This window comes from Paludifilum halophilum (genome assembly GCF_002245355.1).
Classification (GTDB): domain Bacteria; phylum Bacillota; class Bacilli; order Thermoactinomycetales; family DSM-45169; genus Paludifilum; species Paludifilum halophilum.
On the sequence record NZ_NOWF01000006.1, the window covers coordinates 259929 to 280241 of the forward strand.

The 20313-nt window shown below is 53.9% G+C and carries 18 protein-coding genes, 1 rRNA gene and 1 riboswitch; all 19 genes read right to left on the reverse strand.

Features of this window, described 5'->3' with window-relative positions; translation table 11 throughout:
• Window positions 1–6: 6 nt before the first annotated feature.
• Window positions 7–1092, reverse strand: a complete 1086-nt coding sequence (locus tag CHM34_RS11610; protein ID WP_094264769.1) for an iron-containing alcohol dehydrogenase family protein — start codon at window positions 1090–1092, stop codon at window positions 7–9.
• A 21-nt stretch (window positions 1093–1113) separates the two neighbouring features.
• On the reverse strand, window positions 1114–1827 hold the full coding sequence (locus tag CHM34_RS11615; protein WP_094264770.1) for a phosphocholine cytidylyltransferase family protein: 714 nt from the start codon (window positions 1825–1827) through the stop codon (window positions 1114–1116).
• Between the two features lie 61 nt (window positions 1828–1888).
• Window positions 1889–2650 (reverse strand): CDP-alcohol phosphatidyltransferase family protein, encoded by a 762-nt coding sequence (locus CHM34_RS11620; protein WP_169713708.1) that lies wholly within the window; start codon window positions 2648–2650, stop codon window positions 1889–1891.
• Window positions 2607–3671, reverse strand: coding sequence for a glycosyltransferase family 2 protein (locus CHM34_RS11625; RefSeq protein ID WP_240511984.1), 1065 nt, complete (start codon window positions 3669–3671; stop codon window positions 2607–2609). The genes CHM34_RS11620 and CHM34_RS11625 overlap by 44 nt, the downstream gene beginning before the upstream one ends.
• 423 nt (window positions 3672–4094) lie before the next feature.
• A complete protein-coding gene (gene purD, locus CHM34_RS11630) occupies window positions 4095–5357 on the reverse strand; it encodes a phosphoribosylamine--glycine ligase (protein WP_094264772.1) in 1263 nt (420 codons plus the stop codon).
• Window positions 5358–5599: 242 nt separating this feature from the next.
• Complete coding sequence (locus CHM34_RS11635) at window positions 5600–5875, reverse strand: hypothetical protein (RefSeq protein ID WP_094264773.1); 276 nt, start codon at window positions 5873–5875, stop codon at window positions 5600–5602.
• Between the two features lie 57 nt (window positions 5876–5932).
• Window positions 5933–7471: a bifunctional phosphoribosylaminoimidazolecarboxamide formyltransferase/IMP cyclohydrolase gene (gene purH / locus CHM34_RS11640; RefSeq protein WP_094264774.1), complete on the reverse strand. Its 1539-nt coding sequence runs from the start codon at window positions 7469–7471 to the stop codon at window positions 5933–5935.
• 20 nt (window positions 7472–7491) lie between these two features.
• Window positions 7492–8100, reverse strand: coding sequence for a phosphoribosylglycinamide formyltransferase (gene purN, locus CHM34_RS11645; protein WP_094264775.1), 609 nt, complete (start codon window positions 8098–8100; stop codon window positions 7492–7494).
• The gene (gene purM / locus CHM34_RS11650) at window positions 8094–9131 is read right to left on the reverse strand and encodes a phosphoribosylformylglycinamidine cyclo-ligase (protein ID WP_094264776.1); all 1038 of its coding nucleotides are present in this window, start codon (window positions 9129–9131) and stop codon (window positions 8094–8096) included. Before purM ends, purN begins: the two co-directional genes overlap by 7 nt.
• Window positions 9128–10555 (reverse strand): amidophosphoribosyltransferase, encoded by a 1428-nt coding sequence (gene purF, locus CHM34_RS11655; protein WP_094264777.1) that lies wholly within the window; start codon window positions 10553–10555, stop codon window positions 9128–9130. The genes purM and purF overlap by 4 nt, the downstream gene beginning before the upstream one ends.
• Window positions 10525–12804: a phosphoribosylformylglycinamidine synthase subunit PurL gene (gene purL, locus CHM34_RS11660; RefSeq protein ID WP_094264778.1), complete on the reverse strand. Its 2280-nt coding sequence runs from the start codon at window positions 12802–12804 to the stop codon at window positions 10525–10527. The genes purF and purL overlap by 31 nt, the downstream gene beginning before the upstream one ends.
• A complete protein-coding gene (purQ, locus tag CHM34_RS11665) occupies window positions 12791–13471 on the reverse strand; it encodes a phosphoribosylformylglycinamidine synthase subunit PurQ (protein WP_094264779.1) in 681 nt (226 codons plus the stop codon). Before purQ ends, purL begins: the two co-directional genes overlap by 14 nt.
• Window positions 13471–13722, reverse strand: coding sequence for a phosphoribosylformylglycinamidine synthase subunit PurS (gene purS / locus CHM34_RS11670; RefSeq protein ID WP_094264780.1), 252 nt, complete (start codon window positions 13720–13722; stop codon window positions 13471–13473). The genes purQ and purS overlap by 1 nt, the downstream gene beginning before the upstream one ends.
• Window positions 13715–14434 carry a phosphoribosylaminoimidazolesuccinocarboxamide synthase gene (purC, locus tag CHM34_RS11675; protein ID WP_094264808.1) on the reverse strand — a complete coding sequence of 240 codons (720 nt, stop codon included), beginning with the start codon at window positions 14432–14434 and terminating at the stop codon, window positions 13715–13717. Before purC ends, purS begins: the two co-directional genes overlap by 8 nt.
• Before the next feature lie 35 nt (window positions 14435–14469).
• Window positions 14470–15765, reverse strand: a complete 1296-nt coding sequence (gene purB / locus CHM34_RS11680; RefSeq protein WP_094264781.1) for an adenylosuccinate lyase — start codon at window positions 15763–15765, stop codon at window positions 14470–14472.
• A gap of 581 nt (window positions 15766–16346) precedes the next feature.
• On the reverse strand, window positions 16347–17498 hold the full coding sequence (gene purK, locus CHM34_RS11685; protein WP_094264782.1) for a 5-(carboxyamino)imidazole ribonucleotide synthase: 1152 nt from the start codon (window positions 17496–17498) through the stop codon (window positions 16347–16349).
• Window positions 17499–17500: 2 nt separating this feature from the next.
• Window positions 17501–17992, reverse strand: a complete 492-nt coding sequence (gene purE / locus CHM34_RS11690) for a 5-(carboxyamino)imidazole ribonucleotide mutase (RefSeq protein ID WP_094264783.1) — start codon at window positions 17990–17992, stop codon at window positions 17501–17503.
• A 102-nt stretch (window positions 17993–18094) separates the two neighbouring features.
• Window positions 18095–18196, reverse strand: a riboswitch (purine riboswitch).
• Between the two features lie 173 nt (window positions 18197–18369).
• The gene (locus CHM34_RS11695) at window positions 18370–19605 is read right to left on the reverse strand and encodes a dicarboxylate/amino acid:cation symporter (protein ID WP_094264784.1); all 1236 of its coding nucleotides are present in this window, start codon (window positions 19603–19605) and stop codon (window positions 18370–18372) included.
• Between the two features lie 451 nt (window positions 19606–20056).
• Window positions 20057–20173: ribosomal RNA gene (gene rrf, locus CHM34_RS11700) — 5S ribosomal RNA — on the reverse strand.
• Between the last annotated feature and the right edge of the window lie 140 nt (window positions 20174–20313).

Below are 20313 nucleotides of genomic sequence, written 5' to 3' on the forward strand. Positions count from 1 at the left end.
TACTCCTTATCCGACGGTTAAGCGGTAACGGTTTTTTGCCTCGTTGGGGTACACCTCATCCAACAACCGATCGATTTCTTCATCCGTCATATCGAATTGGTTGAGTATGGTATACCGGTCCCGCATGGAAGGAGCTTTTCGGACCGCCCGATGCATCTCCTCCCGGGTGTAACCCAAGTCCTCGTAATGGGTAGGCAAGCCCAGCTTCTCATAGTAAGGGGCCAGCCGTTCCACCCGCTCTTGCTTGCCCTGCAGATGTTGAGTCAACAACACACCAATCGCCACTTGCTCCCCGTGAAGGGCTTTGGCACCGCAATGGTAGTCCAAAGCATGGCTGATCAGGTGTTCCGATCCGGAACAGGGGCGGCTGGAACCGGCAATGGACATGGCGATCCCGCTCATAATCAACGCTTCCGCCGACACTTTCATCAGCCGGGACCGGTTCAGCTCCGGCTGGTTCAGGATATTCATAAAGGATTCAACAGCGTTATTGGCCATGAGGTTGGCGAATGTGTTCATCTCCTCTTCGCCTTCCCGGTGAGCCAGCCGCCAGTCGAACAAAGCCGTCTTATTGGACAGCAGATCTCCGATTCCCGCCGACATTAACCGGGGCGGGCAGGAGGAAAGAACGTCCAAATCAATGACCACGGCCTGGGGCATTTTAACCCCGATACTGGTACTCTTGCTCATCATCTTGATCACGGCTACCGGTGAGCAGATCGCGTCACTGGAGATGGCCGTCGGAAACAGGATTACCGGAACATTACTCCGGGTGCCCACCACTTTGGAAACATCCAACGCTTTGCCGCCGCCGACACCGATTATGATATCCGGCGGATCCTCCAGTACATGGCGTTCCAGTTCATTGATCGTATCCAATGAGTTGTCTTTACAGCACAAAACCTCAGCTCGGGCCGCCCGGCCCTGAATCGCCGCTTCCACTTCCTCCGTTACAAGGCGCGTTTTTCCGCTGCCGCTGACCAGGAGGACATGGCGATCCTTCAGCCAATCATACACCTGGGTCTGATTCAGGTTTCGAATGGCCCCGTGTTCGATAATCAACTGAACCGGAATGTGTACCTTTTTCGTCATGAGACATTCGCCTCCCGCGTTTTAGGACAAGACGGAAGCAGCCAGCTTCTTGGCCGTCTCCAAATCGTTGAAATCGTCGATCTCCACCCATGCATAGCCTTTTGTGTCTACACCGACGATTTCCAGATCGGACGCGCATGCTTCGTACACATTTTCATACCAAGCTTTGGTGTCACCGTTATCGATCATAGCGGCGGCCTTCCGATACATGGCCTCCAATTCCGCTCCGGCCAATTTGGAAATCCCGATATATTCCCCGTCCGCCTCGGTCAGTCCCATCTTTTTGTTAATCTGAATGACACAATCGCGATCCAGTTTCACCCGCATCGACTCTTCGGTCAGCTCCTTGTGAGTGTCCACAAGAATGGAGGTAGAAGCTGAATCGGCCAAAATCAGGGGAATCAGCCGTTCATCGAAAAAGTCATCGGAGTTGATCAACAGCAAATCATCCCCAATTTCTTTCGTTAACAGGAACGAGTAAATATTGTTCATCGATTCATAATAGGGATTGTAAATAAATTGGATATTCGTTCCCGCGAAGTGTTCCTGGATCCGTTCCATCTTGTATCCGCCCAGGACATAAATGTCCTCATCTTTGAAACCGGCTTTCCGTACACTGTCCACTTGGTACTGAACCAGGGGTTGATCCTCAACTCGGATCATCGCCTTCGGTTTGTCATCGGTTTCGGGACGCAGACGACTTCCCACACCCGCTGCCAGGATGACGACTTTCATTCACGACACTCCTTATCCCTTTTGTAATATGGGTTTTACATAATTTTAATCCGGCTGTCATCTATTTTAATTTGGATATGGTAAGATACAACCGTAACAAGGTTTTTAACGTTAATGACGCCAAAAACACGATGATCAAAAACGGAACGGCGGGAACTCCCATCCATGCCCCGATCCCGACACACACAGGCAAAAGGGCAAAAAATCCGGGCATACCCGTCAAAAAGGCGATCCATTCCATCTTGACGGAAGAGGTCCGCATATCGCTAACCGGATCGTTTTCATCGCTCTTCAACCGGATAAAGTTGAAGGAGAGGGGCACCAAGAGGGCCAAAGTGGCAACGAGCCCCACCGCGTAGATCCCTGAAGCCGCAAAGAGCGAAAGGGGACCCCCGCTTGTCTGCATCATCAGCGTCAAAACAAAGGAGATAAAGACCGGGATGCTGAGGGCTCGGATCAGTGTATCGAGAAACACCCCTTTTTCACTGGTCACCTTCTTCAGACGGGCCAGTTCTCCATCCAGACAATCGCACAAATATCCCAGGTTGTAAGCGACAACAGCCAGAAGAAAGCCCCAGGGTTCACCCGTTAACATCAGCCAGCCCGTCAGGATGAAGAAGAGCAGGCTAAACCAGCTGACCCCATTGGGTGTGATCGGGGTTCGACTCAAAATGAGCGTGACATAGATGGAAACCCGGCGTAATACATACCATGACCAGATCTCTTCAAACCGACGCGGTTTTTGACAGACGGCCCGGTATTCGAGAATGCGCCGGGAATCAACGGGCAATGTTGGTAATTTTTTTATCGTATCGCTGTTCATGGACCCGTTCATTCCTCCAGTAGTGCTTGCTCATAAAGCTTGAGGCGGAGCCGAACCCGCGGCTGAAATGCAGTAGAAGGAAAGAAAGCATACATGGGGCAAAGGCTTTCCATCCCCTTTGCCTGGTGATTCCCCAGGATGAAAAGACCAATAACGAAAGATAAGCACCGATGAGTACGAGGAAGATCGTTAAAGCGACAGGGCTGAAAAAGGAGGCAATCCCCAGTACCGCACTCAACAGAACAACTGCAAACGGAATCAGGTGGCGCCAACGCAGAACACCGGTCCCGCGTTTGTTGGCCATCATCGTCCATTTCCCGTCGCCAAAGGATTTTTTGACGAATGCGGACAGCGTATTCCGTACATAATAAGTGGAACGGATCGCAGTGGACAGAAAAAAGGAACCGCCGCTATTTCGGATTCGAGCATGCATTTCAAGATCTTCGTTCCGTTTCAGATGCTCATCAAAATAACCGACTTCCTCAAATACCTCTCTTTTATAAGCGGCGTAGGGAACCGTGTCCACATATCCCTCCCAGTCTCCCTTTGTCGTACGAAACTTGGAATTCCCCACTCCAAAGGGATGGGAATAGACGTATGCATTCACTTCCCCCCAAAAGCCGGTTCCCACTGTTTCCACAATACCCCCGACACAGGAGGCTTCCGGCACCTTCCGAGTCACCTGATACGTACTGGAGAGGAAATTTTTCGGAATCTGGCTGTGTCCATCCACGCGAATCACATACTCCCCGCGGGAATGATAAATTCCGAGATTCCATCCGGTCGCCAGCGTTCTCCGGGGATTTGATAAAAACCGGATCCGGTTGGGGTAGCGCTGCTGAATGGTTTCAATCAGTTGTGGGGTTTGATCGGTGGAATCCCCATCCACCACGATTACTTCATATTTTTTTCTAGGAAAATCTTGGTTTAAAATGGATTCCAATAGTTTTTCTATATGATCCTCTTCGTTGCGAACCACCAGCAAAAAGGAAAAAACCAGATGATTATTAATGGTGATCACTCTCTTTACCCTGCAAAACATTGCAGTCAATAGATCATGCTAACATCATATCACGGACCAACCGTTTCGACAATTACTCCCCTCCCCTTGTTAAACTTTGTACAAACGGTCCCAAAACCTCTCTCAAAACTTTTTGAATCAATGATCCAGCGTACCTATCATACCATGATCGTTCCGTAACGGGGATGTTTTTTTGTAAAACACGAAAAACGGCGGATCATCCCTTTCTTTTATATGGATTATTTTCCCTTATCAGAGATGATTTCAGTTGGGTATCAGAGCGGATGGGAAGGGGGGCCGCCGAGAACCGATGCTGTTGAAGAAAACGTTTTCCCGTCCAACCGGGTTTCCCTTTTCAAAAGAAACGGTGCATAAGAAATACCACCCCGCACCTTTGAGGGGGTGGTCGTTATATCTTTCGTCTTAAACGTTCAAGCCCTTACAGGCGATATCGGTCCGATAGTGAGCCCCGTCAAAGCCGATTTGATCCACGGTTTGATACGCCTTTTCACGGGCGGCGCGCAGATCATCCCCCAGAGACGTGACATTCAGAACCCGGCCTCCGGCGGAGACCAAAGCATCCCCTTGCCGGGCGGTTCCAGCGTGGAAAATGATCCGGTCCCTCGTCGGCTCCGGAACCGTAATCGTTTCACCTTTTTTGTAAGAACCGGGATAACCTTTCGCCGCCATCACCACGCAAGTCGACGATTGGTCGCTCCATTGAATGGAGGTTTCCGACAGGCGTCCCCGGGAGACGGCCCAAATGATTTCCACCAAATCGCTTTTCATGCGAGGTAAGATCACCTGGGTTTCCGGATCTCCAAACCGGGCGTTGAACTCAATCACCTTGGGCCCCTCCTCCGTCACCATCAGCCCGGCATAGAGAACCCCCCGGTAATGAAGACCCTCCTCGGCCATACCCCGGGCCATCGGGTGCAGGATTTCCTGGACGGCCTGATCCACGATCTTCGTGGGAATCTGAGGGACCGGCGAGTAGGCCCCCATTCCTCCGGTGTTGGGTCCCTTATCCCCATTGAAGACAGGTTTATGATCCTGGGCAGGAACCATCGGCACGACGGTTTCTCCATCGACAAAGGCCATGAGGGAGATCTCCTGACCGGTCAAGCGCTCTTCAACCACAATCTCTTTCCCGGCATCTCCAAAGGCCTTATCTTGAAGCATCCGCTTGACCGCTTGCTCCGCTTGTTCCAGCGTTTCAGCAACGACAACCCCTTTGCCGGCGGCCAAACCGTCGGCCTTGATCACGATCGGCGCTCCCCGGCGGCGGATATAGTCCAATGCCTCCCGTCCCTCGGAAAAAACGCGGTAATCCCCTGTGGGGACCCCGTATTTCTTCATCAGTTCTTTAGCATATCGTTTACTTCCTTCCACCCGAGCCGCCGCTTGATTGGGGCCGAACACTTTCAACCCCCGTTCCTCCAGCGTATCCACCACACCGGCGAGCAGGGCGGCTTCGGGGCCGACCACAGTCAGATCGATCGCTTTCTCTTCAGCAAACCGGACGAGACGGTTTACATCCGTGGCGGAAATCGGGACACAAGTCGCCTTTTCCGCAATACCGCCATTCCCCGGCGCACAGTAGATCGATTTCACCTGCGGACTTTGTGCCAGTTTCCAGATGAGGGCATGCTCTCTGCCCCCGCCGCCGATCACCAATATACGCATCCAAAGATCCTCCGTTCCGTCGTATAAAGTCATCCAGTGCCTGTGCAACCAACCTTGATCCGCTTTTTAACCACAGCTTAGTGCCCGGGCCGATGTGGTCGTCTGTGATCTTTTGCTAAAGAACGCAAAGGATCTCCGCCGACCACACCAGCCCTCCCTATCTATGGTAGACATCCGGATAACCAGACACATCCCAACAGCTTGTCCGAGTACGGACCGGGAAGCCGACTGCCGGCCACCCTTTATGTGAACCATAAACTGACACCGAATAATGCGATGGTGACGACAATAAAGATAAAAGCCCAATCCTCCCGGGGAACGGATTTTCTTGTCCTGATCCGCATGCGAGGAATGGACACGATCCCGCTGGCGATCAGGGCCAGCAAAAAATAGAACCCGCCTGCCACTCGAAGGCTGTATTGCCAGGAGGAAGGTTCGTACCAATCCAGGGCCGCCGTCAGCCCCATCAGAAATAACGTGAGCAGAACAAAAATGATAGACCAGCGAATCACGTGCACAGGAGACCCCTCCTCGGCGCTCTGTGCTCTATATATACGCGGAAGGAGAGGGATCCGTTAATGTTTGAAATGACGGGTACCGGTAAACACCATGGCGATTCCGTGCTTGTCCGCTTCCTCGATGGATTCCCGATCCCGGATCGAACCGCCGGGTTGGATGATAGCGGTGATTCCCGCCTCCGCCGCCGCTTCCACCGTATCCTTCATCGGGAAAAAGGCGTCAGAGGAAAGCACCGAACCCTCGGAACTTTCACCCGCCTGTTCGATGGCGATCCGGGCGGAACCCACCCGGTTCATCTGTCCCGCGCCAACTCCGACAGTGCGGTTATCCCGAGCCAGGACGATGGCGTTGGACTTCACATGTTTGACCACCTTCCAGGCGAATAGAAGCTGTGCCCATTCCTCTTCCGAAGGCTTCCGCCGGGTCACGACTTCGCAATCCTCCCGGGTAACCTGCTTCCGGTCTTCTCCCTGGACCAGCAGTCCGCCCCGAACGGAAACCCCCTTGCGGGAGGGCTTTCCCTGATCCTGTTTTCCGATTCGGAGCAACCGCAGATTTTTCTTTGCTTTCAGCACTTCCAGAGCTCCGGGTTCAAAGTCCGGAGCCATCACGATCTCCAGGAAGATGTCCTTCATCCGACGGGCAGTTTCCACATCAACCACCCGATTAACGGCGATAATGCCGCCAAATATCGAAACCGAATCCGCTTCATAAGCTTTTTGATAAGCTTCGGCCAAATTTGTCCCGGTTCCGACACCGCAGGGATTCATATGCTTGACGGCGACAGCCGTCGGTGCATCAAAATCGGAAACAATCTCCAATGCGGCATTGGCATCATTGATATTATTGTAGGAAAGCTCTTTTCCGTGCAGCTGTTCCGCTGTAGCCACTGAGCCGGAAGTTGCCGGGCTCTGACGGTAGAATGCCGCGGGCTGGTGCGGATTTTCCCCGTAACGCAGATCCTGCACTTTTTCAAAGGTGACGGTCAGCTTTTCCGGATACGGCTCATCGGTTTGTTCGCTCATAAAGCGGGCGATGTGGGCATCATAGGCCGCCGTATGACGGAACGCTTTCGCGGCCAACCGCCGCCGGGTCTCTTCGTTGACTTCTCCGCCTTTGACCTGTTCCAGCACTTTGCCGTAGTCGTCGGGATCCACAAGCACCGTAACGTACCGGTGATTTTTCGCCGCGGCGCGAACCATGGACGGACCACCGATGTCGATATTTTCAATCGCCTCTTCAAAACGGACCTCCGGCTGGGCGACGGTTTGCTCAAAGGGATACAGATTGACCACTACCAGATCGAAGAGAGAAATCTTCCGCTCTTCCAGTTGGCGGGTGTGGCCTTCATTGTCCCGAACCGCCAGAAGCCCGGCGTGGATGCGGGGGTGCAACGTCTTGACGCGGCCGTCCAGGATCTCCGGAAATCCGGTTAGTTCGGACACCCCGATCACCGGAATTCCCCCTTCGCTCAAGGCCCGTTGGGTGCCGCCGGTGGATACGATTTCCACCCCTTGTCTGGATAATTCGGTGGCCAGTTCCAGGATGCCAGTTTTATCGGAAACACTGATCAGTGCACGTCGAATGCGGTTCAAAGAAAATCCTCCTTTAAGGGTCAATCGATTTCCTCGGCGGATTGTGCATCAGGCGGTTGGATCCGTCCGGTCAGCAATTTATAGACCACTGCAGGGTATAGATTGTGCTCGACGAACTGTACCTTTTTTCTAAGGGTATCCACCGTGTCCTCGGGTTCCACCAGAACCGGCTTTTGGTCGATAATCGGACCGGTATCGATCCCTTCGTCCACCCAATGGACCGTGACTCCGCTCCAACGCACTCCGTAGTCCAACGCTCGTTCGATAGCATCTTTCCCCTGAAAGGCGGGCAACAGGGAAGGATGGATGTTCAGAATGCGCCACGGATACGCCTGAAGCAAGGTCGATCCCAGAAGACGCATATACCCCGCCAACAGAATCCATTCAATTCCCCGCTTTCGCAGAAGAGAAAGCAATTCCTTCTCGAAAGCCTCTTTGTTTTCATAGTCGGAAGGCCGACAGCTGATGGCGGGAACACCCAAACGGTCCGCCCGCTTCAGTGCCCCGGCCTGCGGATTGTCGACGACGAGCAGAGAGATGGGTTCCGGCCAATGCTGTCGGCGGGATCTTTCCACTAAAACTTCGAAATTGCTTCCACTGCCGGAAGCGAATACGGCGATGCTCACAATGAATCCCTCCCGGTCCAGGTCATCTCGCCGTCTCCTTCGACGATCCGACCGATGATAAAAGCCTTTTCTCCGAACTCCCCGGCCAAGGTTTGTGCCGCTTCAGCCTGGTCCTCCGGTAAAAAGAGAACCATACCGATCCCCATGTTGAAGGTGCGAACCATGTCATCCGTCTTCAGGTTACCCTCTCGGCTCAGAAAACGGAACAACTCTGGCACCGGCCAGGAGCCCCGCTCCAATTCCACGCCGCAACCCGGAGGTAACATGCGGGGGACGTTTTCCATCAATCCACCGCCGGTAATGTGTGCTCCCCCTTTCACATCGAAACTCCTCATTAAGGCCTGGAACGTTTTCACGTAAATGCGGGTCGGTACAAGCAGTCGGTCCCCCCAAGTCCGATCTTCCCAGGGAACCGTCTCCCTCAAGCGTTCCGGCCGATCTTCCGTCAGCACTTTTCGCGCCAGTGAATACCCGTTGCTGTGCAGGCCATCGGAAGCCAATCCCAACACAACGTCCCCCGGAGCGATTCTCTCCCCGGTGAGCAGGTTTTCCCGTTCCGCGGCACCGACACTGAATCCCGCCACATCGTATTCTCCGGCAGGATACATGCCGGGCATTTCCGCGGTTTCTCCCCCGATCAAAGCGCAACCCGCCTGTTCACATCCGTCGGCGATCCCCTTGACCACCGCTTCCACCTGGTTCGGGTTCAATTTCCCGGTAGCGAGATAATCCAGGAAAAAAAGGGGTTCGGCTCCCTGCACGACCAAATCGTTGACACACATGGCGACGCAGTCCACTCCGATCGTATCATGGCGATCGAGGGCAAAGGCCAGCTTCAGTTTGGTGCCGACCCCGTCCGTCGACGCCACCAGAACCGGATCCCGATAGGAGGAGAGGGAAAACATCCCTCCGAACCCTCCGATGCCTCCCATCACTTCCGGACGGTCTGTCCGCTTTACGTGACCTTTGATGCGTTCCACCGCTTCATTTCCCGCTTCGATGTCGACTCCCGCTTTGCGATACGCTTCACTCATCCTCGGCGACCCTCCACCGCCACCGGCTCTTCCTCGTCGATGGTCGTCGGATAATTCCCGTTAAAACAGGCCAGACAATGCCCGCAGGTTTCCGTCTCCCGCGGCCGTCCCACCGCTTCGATCAACCCCTTTTCACTCAAAAAAGACAAGCTGTCGGCACCGATGATCTCCCGAATCTCTCCGACAGAGCGATCGGAGGCGATCAACTGCTTCCGGTCGGCGGTATCGATCCCGTAAAAGCAGGGGTATTTGACCGGAGGGGAACTGATCCGCACATGAACCTGTGTCGCCCCCGCCTCCCGCAGCATTCGGACGATGCGGCGGCTGGTGGTTCCGCGAACGATGGAATCGTCGATCATGACAACCCGTTTTCCTTCGACGACTTTGCGAACGGCGGAGAGTTTCATTTTGACCCCTTGTTCCCGTAATTCCTGACTGGGCTGAATAAAGGTGCGACCGACATACCGATTTTTAATCAAGCCCAGTTCGTAAGGAATTCCCGCCGCCTCGGCAAAGCCGATCGCCGCCGATGTGCTGGAGTCCGGAACCCCGGTAACCAGATCCGCCTTCACTGGCGCCTCCTCAAACAACTGTCTCCCCAACTGCTTGCGGGCGGAGTGGACATTAATCCCGTCGATATCACTATCCGGACGGGCAAAATAAATATATTCAAAGGAACAGACCGATCGGGGAGCCGGATCCGCAAACCGCTGGGTTCGGAGACCCCACCCGTCCAACACAACCAGTTCTCCCGGTTTGACCGCCCGCAGGGTTTCCGCACCGATCACGTCAAAGGCACAGGTCTCAGAGGAAAAAACATAGGCATCCCCCAACATCCCCATGGACAATGGTCGCAGACCATGAGGATCCTGAGCCACCATCAGGGAGTCATTCGTCAAAATCAGCAGGGCATAGGCTCCGGTCAACTGGTTTAAGGCTTCCTTGACCGCATCCTCCAAATAATGGGCGGTGGAGCGGGCGATCAGATGGGCGATCACTTCCGTGTCGGAACTGGTGCGAAAAACCGCCCCCTCCGCTTCCAGCTCCTGTTTCTGCCGTTCCGAGTGAACGAGATTACCGTTAGTGGCCAGGGCCAGCTGGCCGACGACGGCATTGTGAAAGACGAGAGGTTGGGCATTGGTGACGAGGCTCTCCCCGCTGGTGGAATAACGGACATGACCGATCGCTGTCGAGCCCTTCAGCCCATCCAGAATATCCTGATTAAACACTTCATTGACCAATCCCATGCTCCGATGATGATGAAAATCGGTTCCGTCTGTGGCCACAATTCCGGCGCTCTCCTGCCCCCGGTGCTGCAGGGCATGCAGTCCATAATAAGTCAACTTTGCGGCATCGGGGTGGCCGGCGATACCGAATACCCCGCATTCTTCCTTCAGTTCGTCGAAGACGGATTCATCGCGCATGGTATCGCCCCTTCCCAGATTGCGCTCAATTCCTTCACCGTGAGCTCGACAGCCGTCGATCCATTGAGTCGGATCGTCAGCTTCTCACCGCCCACCCGTCCGATGTTCGTACAGGGTACTCCATGAGAAGCGGCCAGTTTCCCGACCTCCTCCGCCACATCGGGGGAGACAGAAAGCAAAACCCTGGACTGCGATTCGCTGAATAAAAAGACGGAAGCGTCTAAATCCGATTCCAGTTCCACATTCGCCCCTTGTTCGCCGCCGATCGCGGATTCCGACAAGGCTACAGCCAATCCCCCGGCCGACAGGTCATGAGCCGATGTCACCCACCCTTGCCGGATCGCCTCCAACACGGTTTTCTGGAGACGCTTTTCCTTGGACAGGTCCAACTGCGGCGGCCGGCCGGAAATTTCGCCGTTCATCGTTTGCTGCCATTCACTTCCACCTAGTTCCGCAAAGGTTTCCCCCAGGAGAAGAAGGGTATCCCCTTCTTGTTTCCATGATTGGGTAGTGATGTGTTTCCGGCTTTCCACCAATCCGACCATACCGACGACAGGAGTCGGATAGATCGGTTCTCCTTGGGTCTCGTTGTACAGGCTGACGTTTCCTCCGACCACTGGAGTTTCCAGCTCGCGGCAAGCCGCGCTCATGCCGTTGACCGCCCCTTCCAGCTGCCAAAAAACCTCCGGTTTTTCCGGGCTGCCGAAGTTGAGGCAGTCGGTGATGCCGACGGGTTGCGCTCCGGAGCAGACCACATTGCGGGCTGACTCGGCGACAGCGATAGCTCCTCCCTGTTCCGGATCCAAATAAACATACCGTCCATTCCCGTCGGTACTCAAGGCCAGGGCTTTATCCAACCCGTCCAAGACGATCACGGCGGCATCGGAACCCGGACGGACCGCCGTGCTGGTTCGGACCATGTGATCATACTGCTGGTACACCCAGCGCTTACTGGCTACGTTGGGGGAAGCCAACACTCTTTTCAAGGCCTCCTGGGGATGGATCGGGTCCATCTGTTTTTCCGGGCGAACCCCGGCAAAACGACGGTAATATTCGGGCTCAGCTCCCGTCCGGTGCAGAACCGGTGCATCATCCACCAACGTGTGAACCGGAATATCCGCCACGATTTCTCCACGATGGCAAATCCGGTACCGCCTGTTGTCGGTCACCCGGCCCACTACCGCTGAGGAAAGACCCCATTTGTCCAGCACCTCTTTCACTTCACGTTCCCGTCCATCTTCCACCACCAGAAGCATCCGTTCCTGGGATTCCGATAATAGGATTTCATAAGGGGTCATGCCCGTTTCCCTCTGAGGCACTGCATCCAGATCCAGATCCATGCCGGTGTTCCCCTTGGCCGCCATTTCGGCGCTGGAACAGGTGAGGCCGGCGGCGCCCATGTCCTGAACACCGATGAGGATCCCTTGATTCACTAACTCCAGGCAGGCTTCCAACAACAATTTTTCCATAAAGGGGTCTCCCGCCTGTACCGCCGGTCTTTTCTCCTCGGAGTTCTCCGTCAGCTCCTCGGAAGCGAAGGTGGCTCCATGGATCCCGTCGCGACCGGTGCTGGCACCGACATAGAGAACCGGATTGCCGATCCCGGAGGCAACGCCTTTCTGCAAATCTTTGTGATCCAGAACACCGACACACATGGCATTGACCAGGGGATTCCCCTCATAGCTGGAATCGAATTCCACCTCTCCCCCTACAGTGGGAATACCGACCACATTGCCGTAATGGGCGATTCCGGCCACTGCCTGGCCGAACAGATACCGCACCCGGTTCTGCTCCAGCGGACCGAATCGCAGGGAATTGAGCAGAGCCACCGGACGGGCCCCCATGGAAAAAACGTCCCGAATGATGCCGCCGACCCCTGTCGCGGCTCCCTGGAAGGGTTCCACCGCACTGGGGTGATTGTGACTCTCGATTTTAAATACCACCGCCTGGCCGTCGCCGATGTCAATCGCACCGGCACCTTCCCCGGGGCCCTGCAATACTCGGGGGCCTTCCGCCGGAAATCGGCGCAGCAAGGGCTTAGAATTTTTGTAACTGCAGTGTTCCGACCACATCACACTGTAGATTCCCAACTCCGTCCAGTTGGGCGGACGTCCCAGGTGCCCCTTCACTTGTCGAAACTCCCCTTCGGTCAAACCGACCTCCCGATACAACTGTTGCTTTTCTATCATCTCCGGCGTCGGTTCCCGGTGGGCGACGGTATTCGATTGCGTCTGGTTAGGCTGCACCATTCTCCCTCCAGTCATGAAGCATCGATGTAAACAGCTTGGCACCGTCGGCGGAACCCATCCATGCATGAACCGCCCGCTCCGGATGAGGCATCATACCGAGAACATTCCCCTTTTCATTCACAATTCCCGCGATATCCGCCACGGAACCGTTCGGATTTTCCCCCATATAACGAAACACAACCTGTCCGTTCTGCTCCAGCCGGGAAAGGGTTTCCTCATCACAGTAATAGTTGCCTTCTTTATGAGCGATGGGCAGAAAGATTTCCTCCTCCCGTCCATAATCCTGGGTAAAAGGAAGGCGGTCGTTCTCCACCCTCAGTTTCTGGATGTCGCAACGGAACTGCAGGTGGTCGTTCACCCGCATCGCTCCCGGAAGAAGCCCCGCTTCCAGCAAGATCTGGAATCCGTTGCAGATACCGATCACCCACTTTCCTTTTTCCGCCGCTTCATAAACACCTTCCATCACCGGAGAAAACCGTGCCAAGGAACCGGAGCGCAGATAGTCACCGTAGGAAAAACCGCCGGGCAGTATCACCGCATCGTAATCATCCAGCTTTCCCTCCAGGTGCCATACGGGATCCACCGGCCGGTCCAGTACTTCCCTCACCGCCTTGATGCAGTCCACATCGCAATTGGACCCCGGAAAAACCGGAACGGCAAAACGCATTACGCTCCCTCCTCCAGCTCGTACTCATAGTTTTCGATCACCGGATTGGCCAAGAGTTTTTTACACATCGCCTCCACCCGTTCTGAAGCGAGAGCGGAATCAGAAGTGTCCAGCCACACTTCCATCGTTTTGCCGATGCGTACTTCTTCCACATCCTCAAACCCCAAAGAATGGAGAGACCCTTTGACGGCATTTCCCTGGGGATCCAACACACTGGGCTTCAAACGGACAACAATCGTCGCTTTATACACGGGTTTCTCCTCCCAAACGGTTCCAAATTTCGCGATACGCGTTTTCCACATTCCCCAAATCCCGGCGAAAACGGTCCTTATCCAGCTTTTGGCCGGTGGCGGCTTCCCAAAACCGGCAGGTATCCGGGGAAATCTCGTCTGCCAGCAGCAAATGACCCTCACGGTTGAGACCGAACTCCAGTTTGAAATCCACCAGGGTGATCCCCCGCTCTTCCATCAGCTTCGATAACAACCGGTTCACCTTCAGGGCGGTCTGTCTCATCATCGCCAACTGATCATCCGTCGCCGCATTCAAGAGGCGGATATGATCCTCATTAATGAGAGGATCATCCAGTCGATCATCTTTATAGTAAAATTCCACCACCGGTCGGGAAAAAGAAATGCCTTCTTCCAACCCCAGCCGCCTGGCCAAGGAACCCGCCGCCCGGTTGCGCACCACCACCTCGACGGGGAGGATGGCCACTTTTTTCACGATCTGTTCCGTATCGGACAAGGTTTCGAGAAAGTGGTTTTCAATCCCCTTTTCCCGGAGATACCGAAAGAAGAAGGAGCTGATCTGGTTGTTCAGTTGACCTTTGCCGGTGATCTTTCCTTTTTTCCTCGCGTTAAAAGCGGTGGCGTCATCTTTGTATTCCACCCATACCCGATCCGGATCATCGGTGAGATAAACCCTTTTTGCCTTGCCTTCGTAAAGCATCTCGCCTCGGTTCATCCTCTTTTCCCCTTCCTTCGGTTTAAAAACCGGAATCAAAGCAATCCCAGGCGTTTAAAAATCCCGTCCACCCGTTTCAAGTGGTACCGATAATCGAAGCAGTCGGCGATTTCTTTAGTGGACAGGGTTCCTGTAATCGCATCATCCTGTTCCACCAGCTCCCGGAAGGACCGACCCTCTTCCCAGGCTTGCATCGCCAGCTTCTGCACCCGATCATAGGCCGTTTCCCGCTTCAAGCCTTTATCGATCAGGGTGAGCAGAACTCGCTGGGAGTAGATCAATCCGTAAGTCCGTTCCATATTCCGTTTCATGTTTTCCGGGAAGACCGTCAAGTTTTTGACGATATGAGCCAATCGGTTCAGCATATAGTTGAGCAATATAGTCGTATCCGGCAGGATTACCCGTTCCGCCGAAGAGTGGGAGATATCCCGCTCGTGCCACAGGGGGACATTTTCAAAGGCCGTCACCATGTGACCCCGAACCACCCGTGATAAACCGGTGATGTTTTCCGAACCGACGGGGTTTCGTTTGTGGGGCATGGCGGAAGAGCCCTTTTGCCCTTTGCCGAAGGCTTCTTCCACTTCACGGGTTTCGCTTTTTTGCAGTCCGCGGATCTCGACAGCAAATTTCTCCAATGAGGTGGCCACCAACGTCAGAGCGGACATGTACTCGGCGTGGCGATCCCGCTGGAGTGTCTGAGTGGAGATCGGTGCCGGAGAAAGCCCTAACTTCCGACACACATATTTCTCCACGAAGGGATCGATATTGGCGTAAGTGCCGACAGCTCCGGAGATTTTCCCCACGGCAACGGTTTCCGCCGCCCGTTCCAGCCGTTCTTTATTCCGCTTCATCTCCGCATACCATAATGCCATTTTTAAGCCGAAAGTGGTGGGTTCGGCGTGAACTCCGTGGGTTCGCCCCATCATGACCGTATCTTTATATTGCAGAGCTTTTTCCTTGAGAATATCGAGAAACCGGTCCACATCTCGCAGCAGAATCTGATTGGCCTGTTTCAACAGGTAGGACTGAGCGGTATCCACCACATCCGTCGACGTCAGGCCGTAATGCACCCATTTGGATTCCGGGCCCAGTGTTTCCGCCACGGCCCGGGTAAAGGCTACGACGTCGTGCCGGGTCTCCTCTTCAATTTCCAGGATCCGCTGTACATCAATCCGAGCCTTTTCCCGGATTCGGGTCACGTCTTCCCGGGGAATCACACCCATCTCGGCCCATGCCTCACAGGCAAGGATTTCGACTTCCAACCATGCCCGATACCGGTTTTCATCCGTCCAGACGGCTCCCATCTCCGGTCGTGTGTATCGCTCGATCATTGTGTTCCACTCCTTGTTCTACTAAAGCGTATCTGGTCATAAACAATCGTGATTGGTTAGCTGGGTACGAGTGCCGATTTCCGACTCCGCACCGGCTTGCTCTCCCGCAAATCGTAAACGGTCCGCGACCTTTTCTCCGGACCGAACCCGCATTCATGAGAAAATGACATGTGTGGCCGCTAAACGGTTCGGTCCTCCAAAAACTCCGCTCGATTGTCGGGCATAGCGAGACCCGGAAAGGGAGTGAGCGAGGCAAGACTTGTACTGGAATGAGTGAAAAGGTCGCTACACTGAATATCGGCGCCCAGCTGCTTTCGGTGCTTGACCAGGCACACTCTAGAAGCTGCGATTAAATTCGTTCCAAGCACTTCTAGTGCCCCTTCAGGAAACTTTGATTGGTTTGATCCCTTGCTGGGGGTGGTCGGGCTGGTAGGCCGTCTCCGATCTCTTGCAAAAAACGCATAGTGAGACCGGGAAGCGGAACGACCTTGGCGAGACTTGTGCTCTCCTGAGTGCAAAGGATCTACGCCGGCCTACCACCCTCCCAACTTGGTTACCAGATGGGGCACTAGGATCCACTTTTACTCCGGCCAAATTTCCATCCTGCGGATAGTCTCCATCGCTTCGGAAACGGATTCGCCCAACACCGTGACATGCCCCATCTTCCGCCCGGGTTTACATCCCTCTTTTCCGTAGAGATGGACTTTTGCCGACGACGGTAACCGGGGAACGCATTGCAGGAGGGGTTCAACATGCTCCCCGAGCACATTGACCATCACCGCCGGCGTCAGCTGACGGGGAGAGCCCAGAGGAAGTCCGCAAATCGCCCGCAAGTGTTGTTCAAACTGAGAGGTAGCGCAAGCGTCATAACTGAAATGCCCCGAATTATGGGGACGTGGAGCCAGTTCGTTGATCAAAAGATGACCATCTTCCAACAGAAACATCTCTACGGCGATTAAGCCGACAACATCCAACTGGTCCGCCACCTGCCGGGCCAATGCTTCGGCTTTCCGCAGAACGCTTTCTTCAACGGGAGCCGGAGCGAGAGTAAGATGAAGAATATGATTGCGATGAATGTTCTCCACCGGAGTAAACGTTCGAACCTCCCCTTGTGAGGAGCGGGCGGCGATGACAGAAATCTCTTTGACAAAGGGGACAAATTGTTCCAGAATTCGCGTCTCCCCTTCGTTCCAATCCTCAAAAGCGGCCCCTTCTTCACGACTGCGGATCATCCATTGCCCTTTTCCATCATAACCCCCCGTAACCGTCTTCAGCACACAAGGAGCACCCAGATTCTTCAGTCCCTGTAACAACTCTTCACGGGATTGAACAACGAGGTAAGGTGTCACCGGAAGACCGGCTTGCTCCAAAGCGCGCTTTTCCCTGGCGCGGTGCCGGGTGACATGGAGGAGACGGCTTCCCTGGGGGAGATATGTCCGTTCCCGCAAACGGTCTACAATAGCCAAATCCACATTTTCAAATTCATAGGTAATCACGTCGGAGGCTTCCGCTAAACGCTCCGCCGCTTCCCAGTCGTCGTACCCGGCGGCGAGATGGCGGTCAGCCGCCTGTCCGCCGGAACAGTTCTCCGAAGGATCCAGGGTGACAAAACGGTAACCCATCCGCTTACCTTCCAAGGCGACCATCCGCCCCAATTGGCCACCGCCCAGGATTCCGACGGTACTGCCCGGTAGAATCGTTTTTTTCCCTTCGGTCACAGTTGCAACTGTCATACTTACACCCCCGGTTCCACTTTTTCCAAAACGCGCTGGCGAATCTCCTCCCGTCTCTGCTGAAGGCGCTGCCGTACTTCCGGATCTTTGATACCCAACATTTCCGCCGCCAGCAGGCCGGCATTGACAGCGCCCGCTTCCCCGATGGATACCGTGGCTACCGGTACTCCACCCGGCATCTGTACAATCGACAGGAGGGAATCCACACCGTTGAGTGTCGATGTCTTCACCGGAACACCGATGACTGGCAAAACCGTTTTGGCGGCCACCATCCCCGGAAGATGAGCGGCTCCTCCCGCTCCGGCGATAATGGCATGAAGTCCTCGATCAGCCGCTCCTTCCGCGTATTCAAACATCTCATCAGGAGTCCGGTGTGCAGAAACCACCCGTTTTTCATAGGGGATCCCCAATTCTTCCAACACTTCGGCTGACCTCTTCATCGTGGGCCAGTCCGATGTACTGCCCATAATAATCCCCACTTGTGCTTGCTCCATCGAATCGGCTCCTATTCACGAAAAATTTCGATCCTGAGGCCATAAATAGAGCCCGAACGGAAATACAGGAAAAACCTGCCGTTCGGGCCGCACACGTCACCCCAAGCGGAAGGTATTTCCCATAGTCCGGTGATTTACGGTCTCCGGGTAGAAACGCTCAAGCCCTATTCTCGAGCATATATGAGAAAACCATCCATCCTTCGTTCATCAATTTCAGTGTAACAGCCCCTTGTTCCCCAGTCAACAAAAAGCGAACATTATTATCTACTATCAAATTAGCGTTCGTTTTTAAGGGGAGAACGACCCATCGCACAATAAAAAACCGATACCTGAAATCATCCAGGTATCGGTTTCCGTTCCCATACGATTTTCCCATGTTACGCGGTTTTGGCGCTTTCTTCGGAAGTGATCTCGCCTTCCGTTTTTGCGACCACAGTGGCCACGGTAGCGTCACCAGTGATATTGGTTGCGGTACGCGCCATATCGAGTAAGCGATCAACCCCGAGTACGATTCCCAAACCTTCCAGGGGCAGACCGACTGTCGGGAAGACGATCGTCAGCATAACAATCCCTGCAGAGGGGACAGCGGCGGTTCCGATGGAGGCCAAGGTGGCCGTGAGAATGATTAACAGTTGTTGGGTAATACCGAGATCAATCCCGTACAACTGTGCGATAAAAATGGAGGCCACCCCTTGCATGATCGCCGTCCCATCCATGTTGATCGTCGCTCCGAGGGGAAGAACGAAACTGCTGATACTTCTGGGGACTTTCATTCCTTTTTCCACCTGCTCGATCGTCACCGGCAGGGTGGCGGCACTGCTACTGGTGGTAAAAGCGACTTCCATCGCCGGAGCCATCGTTTTGAAAAACCTGAACGGGTTCAATTTGGCCAGGAATTTGAGAAGTGAGCCGTAGACCACTACCATGTGGATCAAGAGTGCCAATAACAGCGTGATCATATACATGGCCATGGATCCGACCAATTCCAGTCCGGCTTCGCCGATCGCCTTGGCCATCAGGGCGAAAGCGGCGTAAGGTACCGTTTTCATTAATATGTGAACCAACTTCATCATCACTTCGTTCGCCTGTTCCACGAACTCACGAACCCGGTTCACTTTGTTACCCAGGAGGGCCATGGAAATTCCGAAAACCAAAGCGAAAAAGATAATCTGAAGCATTTGGCCTTCCGCCAATGCCGTCACCGGGTTTTCAGGGACAATATTCAGCAGCGTTTCCTTAACCGGAGGCGCTGTCTCAATATCCGGTTTTTCATCCGGAGTTCCGACATTGACACCCTCGCCAGGGCTCAGGACATTGGCCATTACCAAGGCGATCGTAATCGCAAGGGCCGTCGTCATCAGATATAACAGAATCGTTTTACCGCCGATGCGGCCCAGTTTTTTTGGATCGGCGACACCCGCGGCACCCATGGCGATGGAGAAGAAGACAAGGGGAACCACGATCATTTTGATCGCTTTCAGGAACAGATCGCCGACAGGAGCGAACAGGTATCCATTTAAGGTTTCAAATACGCTCGGAAAATAAATATTGAGTACCAACCCCACAATAAGACCGAGCAAAATCCCCCATAAGATTTTTGTCGTGAGTTTCATATCATCCACCTACCTTTAATAAAAATCGTTGAGCGTTTCCTGGTATTGATAAGTGGGAAATCTAACAATATTTTACCTACTGCAATGTACTACTGCTTCGGGATCAATGAAATCGCACGGATGATAGGACCCCCCTGAAACGAATGGCCTATTAGCCCACTAGTCCAATTATATCATAGAGAGCAAACGCCTTCATCCTAAATAGCCTCTCTTTCACCCCTAACACTTATTGGTTTTGACATTCCTCCTTCCAACGTCGTCCAATCTTGACCCCCTTTGTGTAAATACGACATCCGTCTTTGTCTTCCTGCCTTCTTCCCCTTTTGTTAGCAAACTTTTCAGATTTTTATTTCCCTTTCACCCCTTGTAATATGAATTATGTTTTTCATTTTTGTCCTATGCCTCAATTATTACAAAAAAACAGCCCATTTTTTGGGCTGTTTTTTGGAGTGCCTGGCGACGTCCTACTCTCCCGGGGGCGAAAGCCCCAAGTACCATCGGCGCTGGAGGGCTTAACTTTCGTGTTCGGGATGGGAACGAGTGGATCCCCTCCGCCATCATCACCAGACGTTTGATGCATGTTTTCCAGGGTCATGCACCCTGAAAACCAGATACGGAGTAAGAAGCCGGGAGTGAATTCAGGAGAAGTCCTCGACCGATTCGTATCCGTCAGCTGAACGTGTTGCCACGCTTACACCTCGGACCGAT

Bases quoted from the DNA above. Each gene is read 5' to 3' on its own strand.
- CHM34_RS11610 (WP_094264769.1), bottom strand. From the start codon at position 1,092: ATGACGAAAAAGGTACACATTCCGGTTCAGTTGATTATCGAACACGGG.
- CHM34_RS11620 (WP_169713708.1), bottom strand. From the start codon at position 2,650: ATGAACAGCGATACGATAAAAAAATTACCAACATTGCCCGTTGATTCC.
- purK (WP_094264782.1), bottom strand. From the start codon at position 17,498: ATGACAGTTGCAACTGTGACCGAAGGGAAAAAAACGATTCTACCGGGC.
- purM (WP_094264776.1), bottom strand. From the start codon at position 9,131: ATGAGTGAAGCGTATCGCAAAGCGGGAGTCGACATCGAAGCGGGAAAT.
- purF (WP_094264777.1), bottom strand. From the start codon at position 10,555: ATGCGCGATGAATCCGTCTTCGACGAACTGAAGGAAGAATGCGGGGTA.
- purC (WP_094264808.1), bottom strand. From the start codon at position 14,434: ATGAACCGAGGCGAGATGCTTTACGAAGGCAAGGCAAAAAGGGTTTAT.
- CHM34_RS11695 (WP_094264784.1), bottom strand. From the start codon at position 19,605: ATGAAACTCACGACAAAAATCTTATGGGGGATTTTGCTCGGTCTTATT.
- purQ (WP_094264779.1), bottom strand. From the start codon at position 13,471: ATGCGTTTTGCCGTTCCGGTTTTTCCGGGGTCCAATTGCGATGTGGAC.
- purE (WP_094264783.1), bottom strand. From the start codon at position 17,992: ATGGAGCAAGCACAAGTGGGGATTATTATGGGCAGTACATCGGACTGG.
- purB (WP_094264781.1), bottom strand. From the start codon at position 15,765: ATGATCGAGCGATACACACGACCGGAGATGGGAGCCGTCTGGACGGAT.
- purD (WP_094264772.1), bottom strand. From the start codon at position 5,357: ATGCGTATATTGGTGATCGGCGGCGGGGGCAGAGAGCATGCCCTCATC.
- CHM34_RS11615 (WP_094264770.1), bottom strand. From the start codon at position 1,827: ATGAAAGTCGTCATCCTGGCAGCGGGTGTGGGAAGTCGTCTGCGTCCC.
- purL (WP_094264778.1), bottom strand. From the start codon at position 12,804: ATGGTGCAGCCTAACCAGACGCAATCGAATACCGTCGCCCACCGGGAA.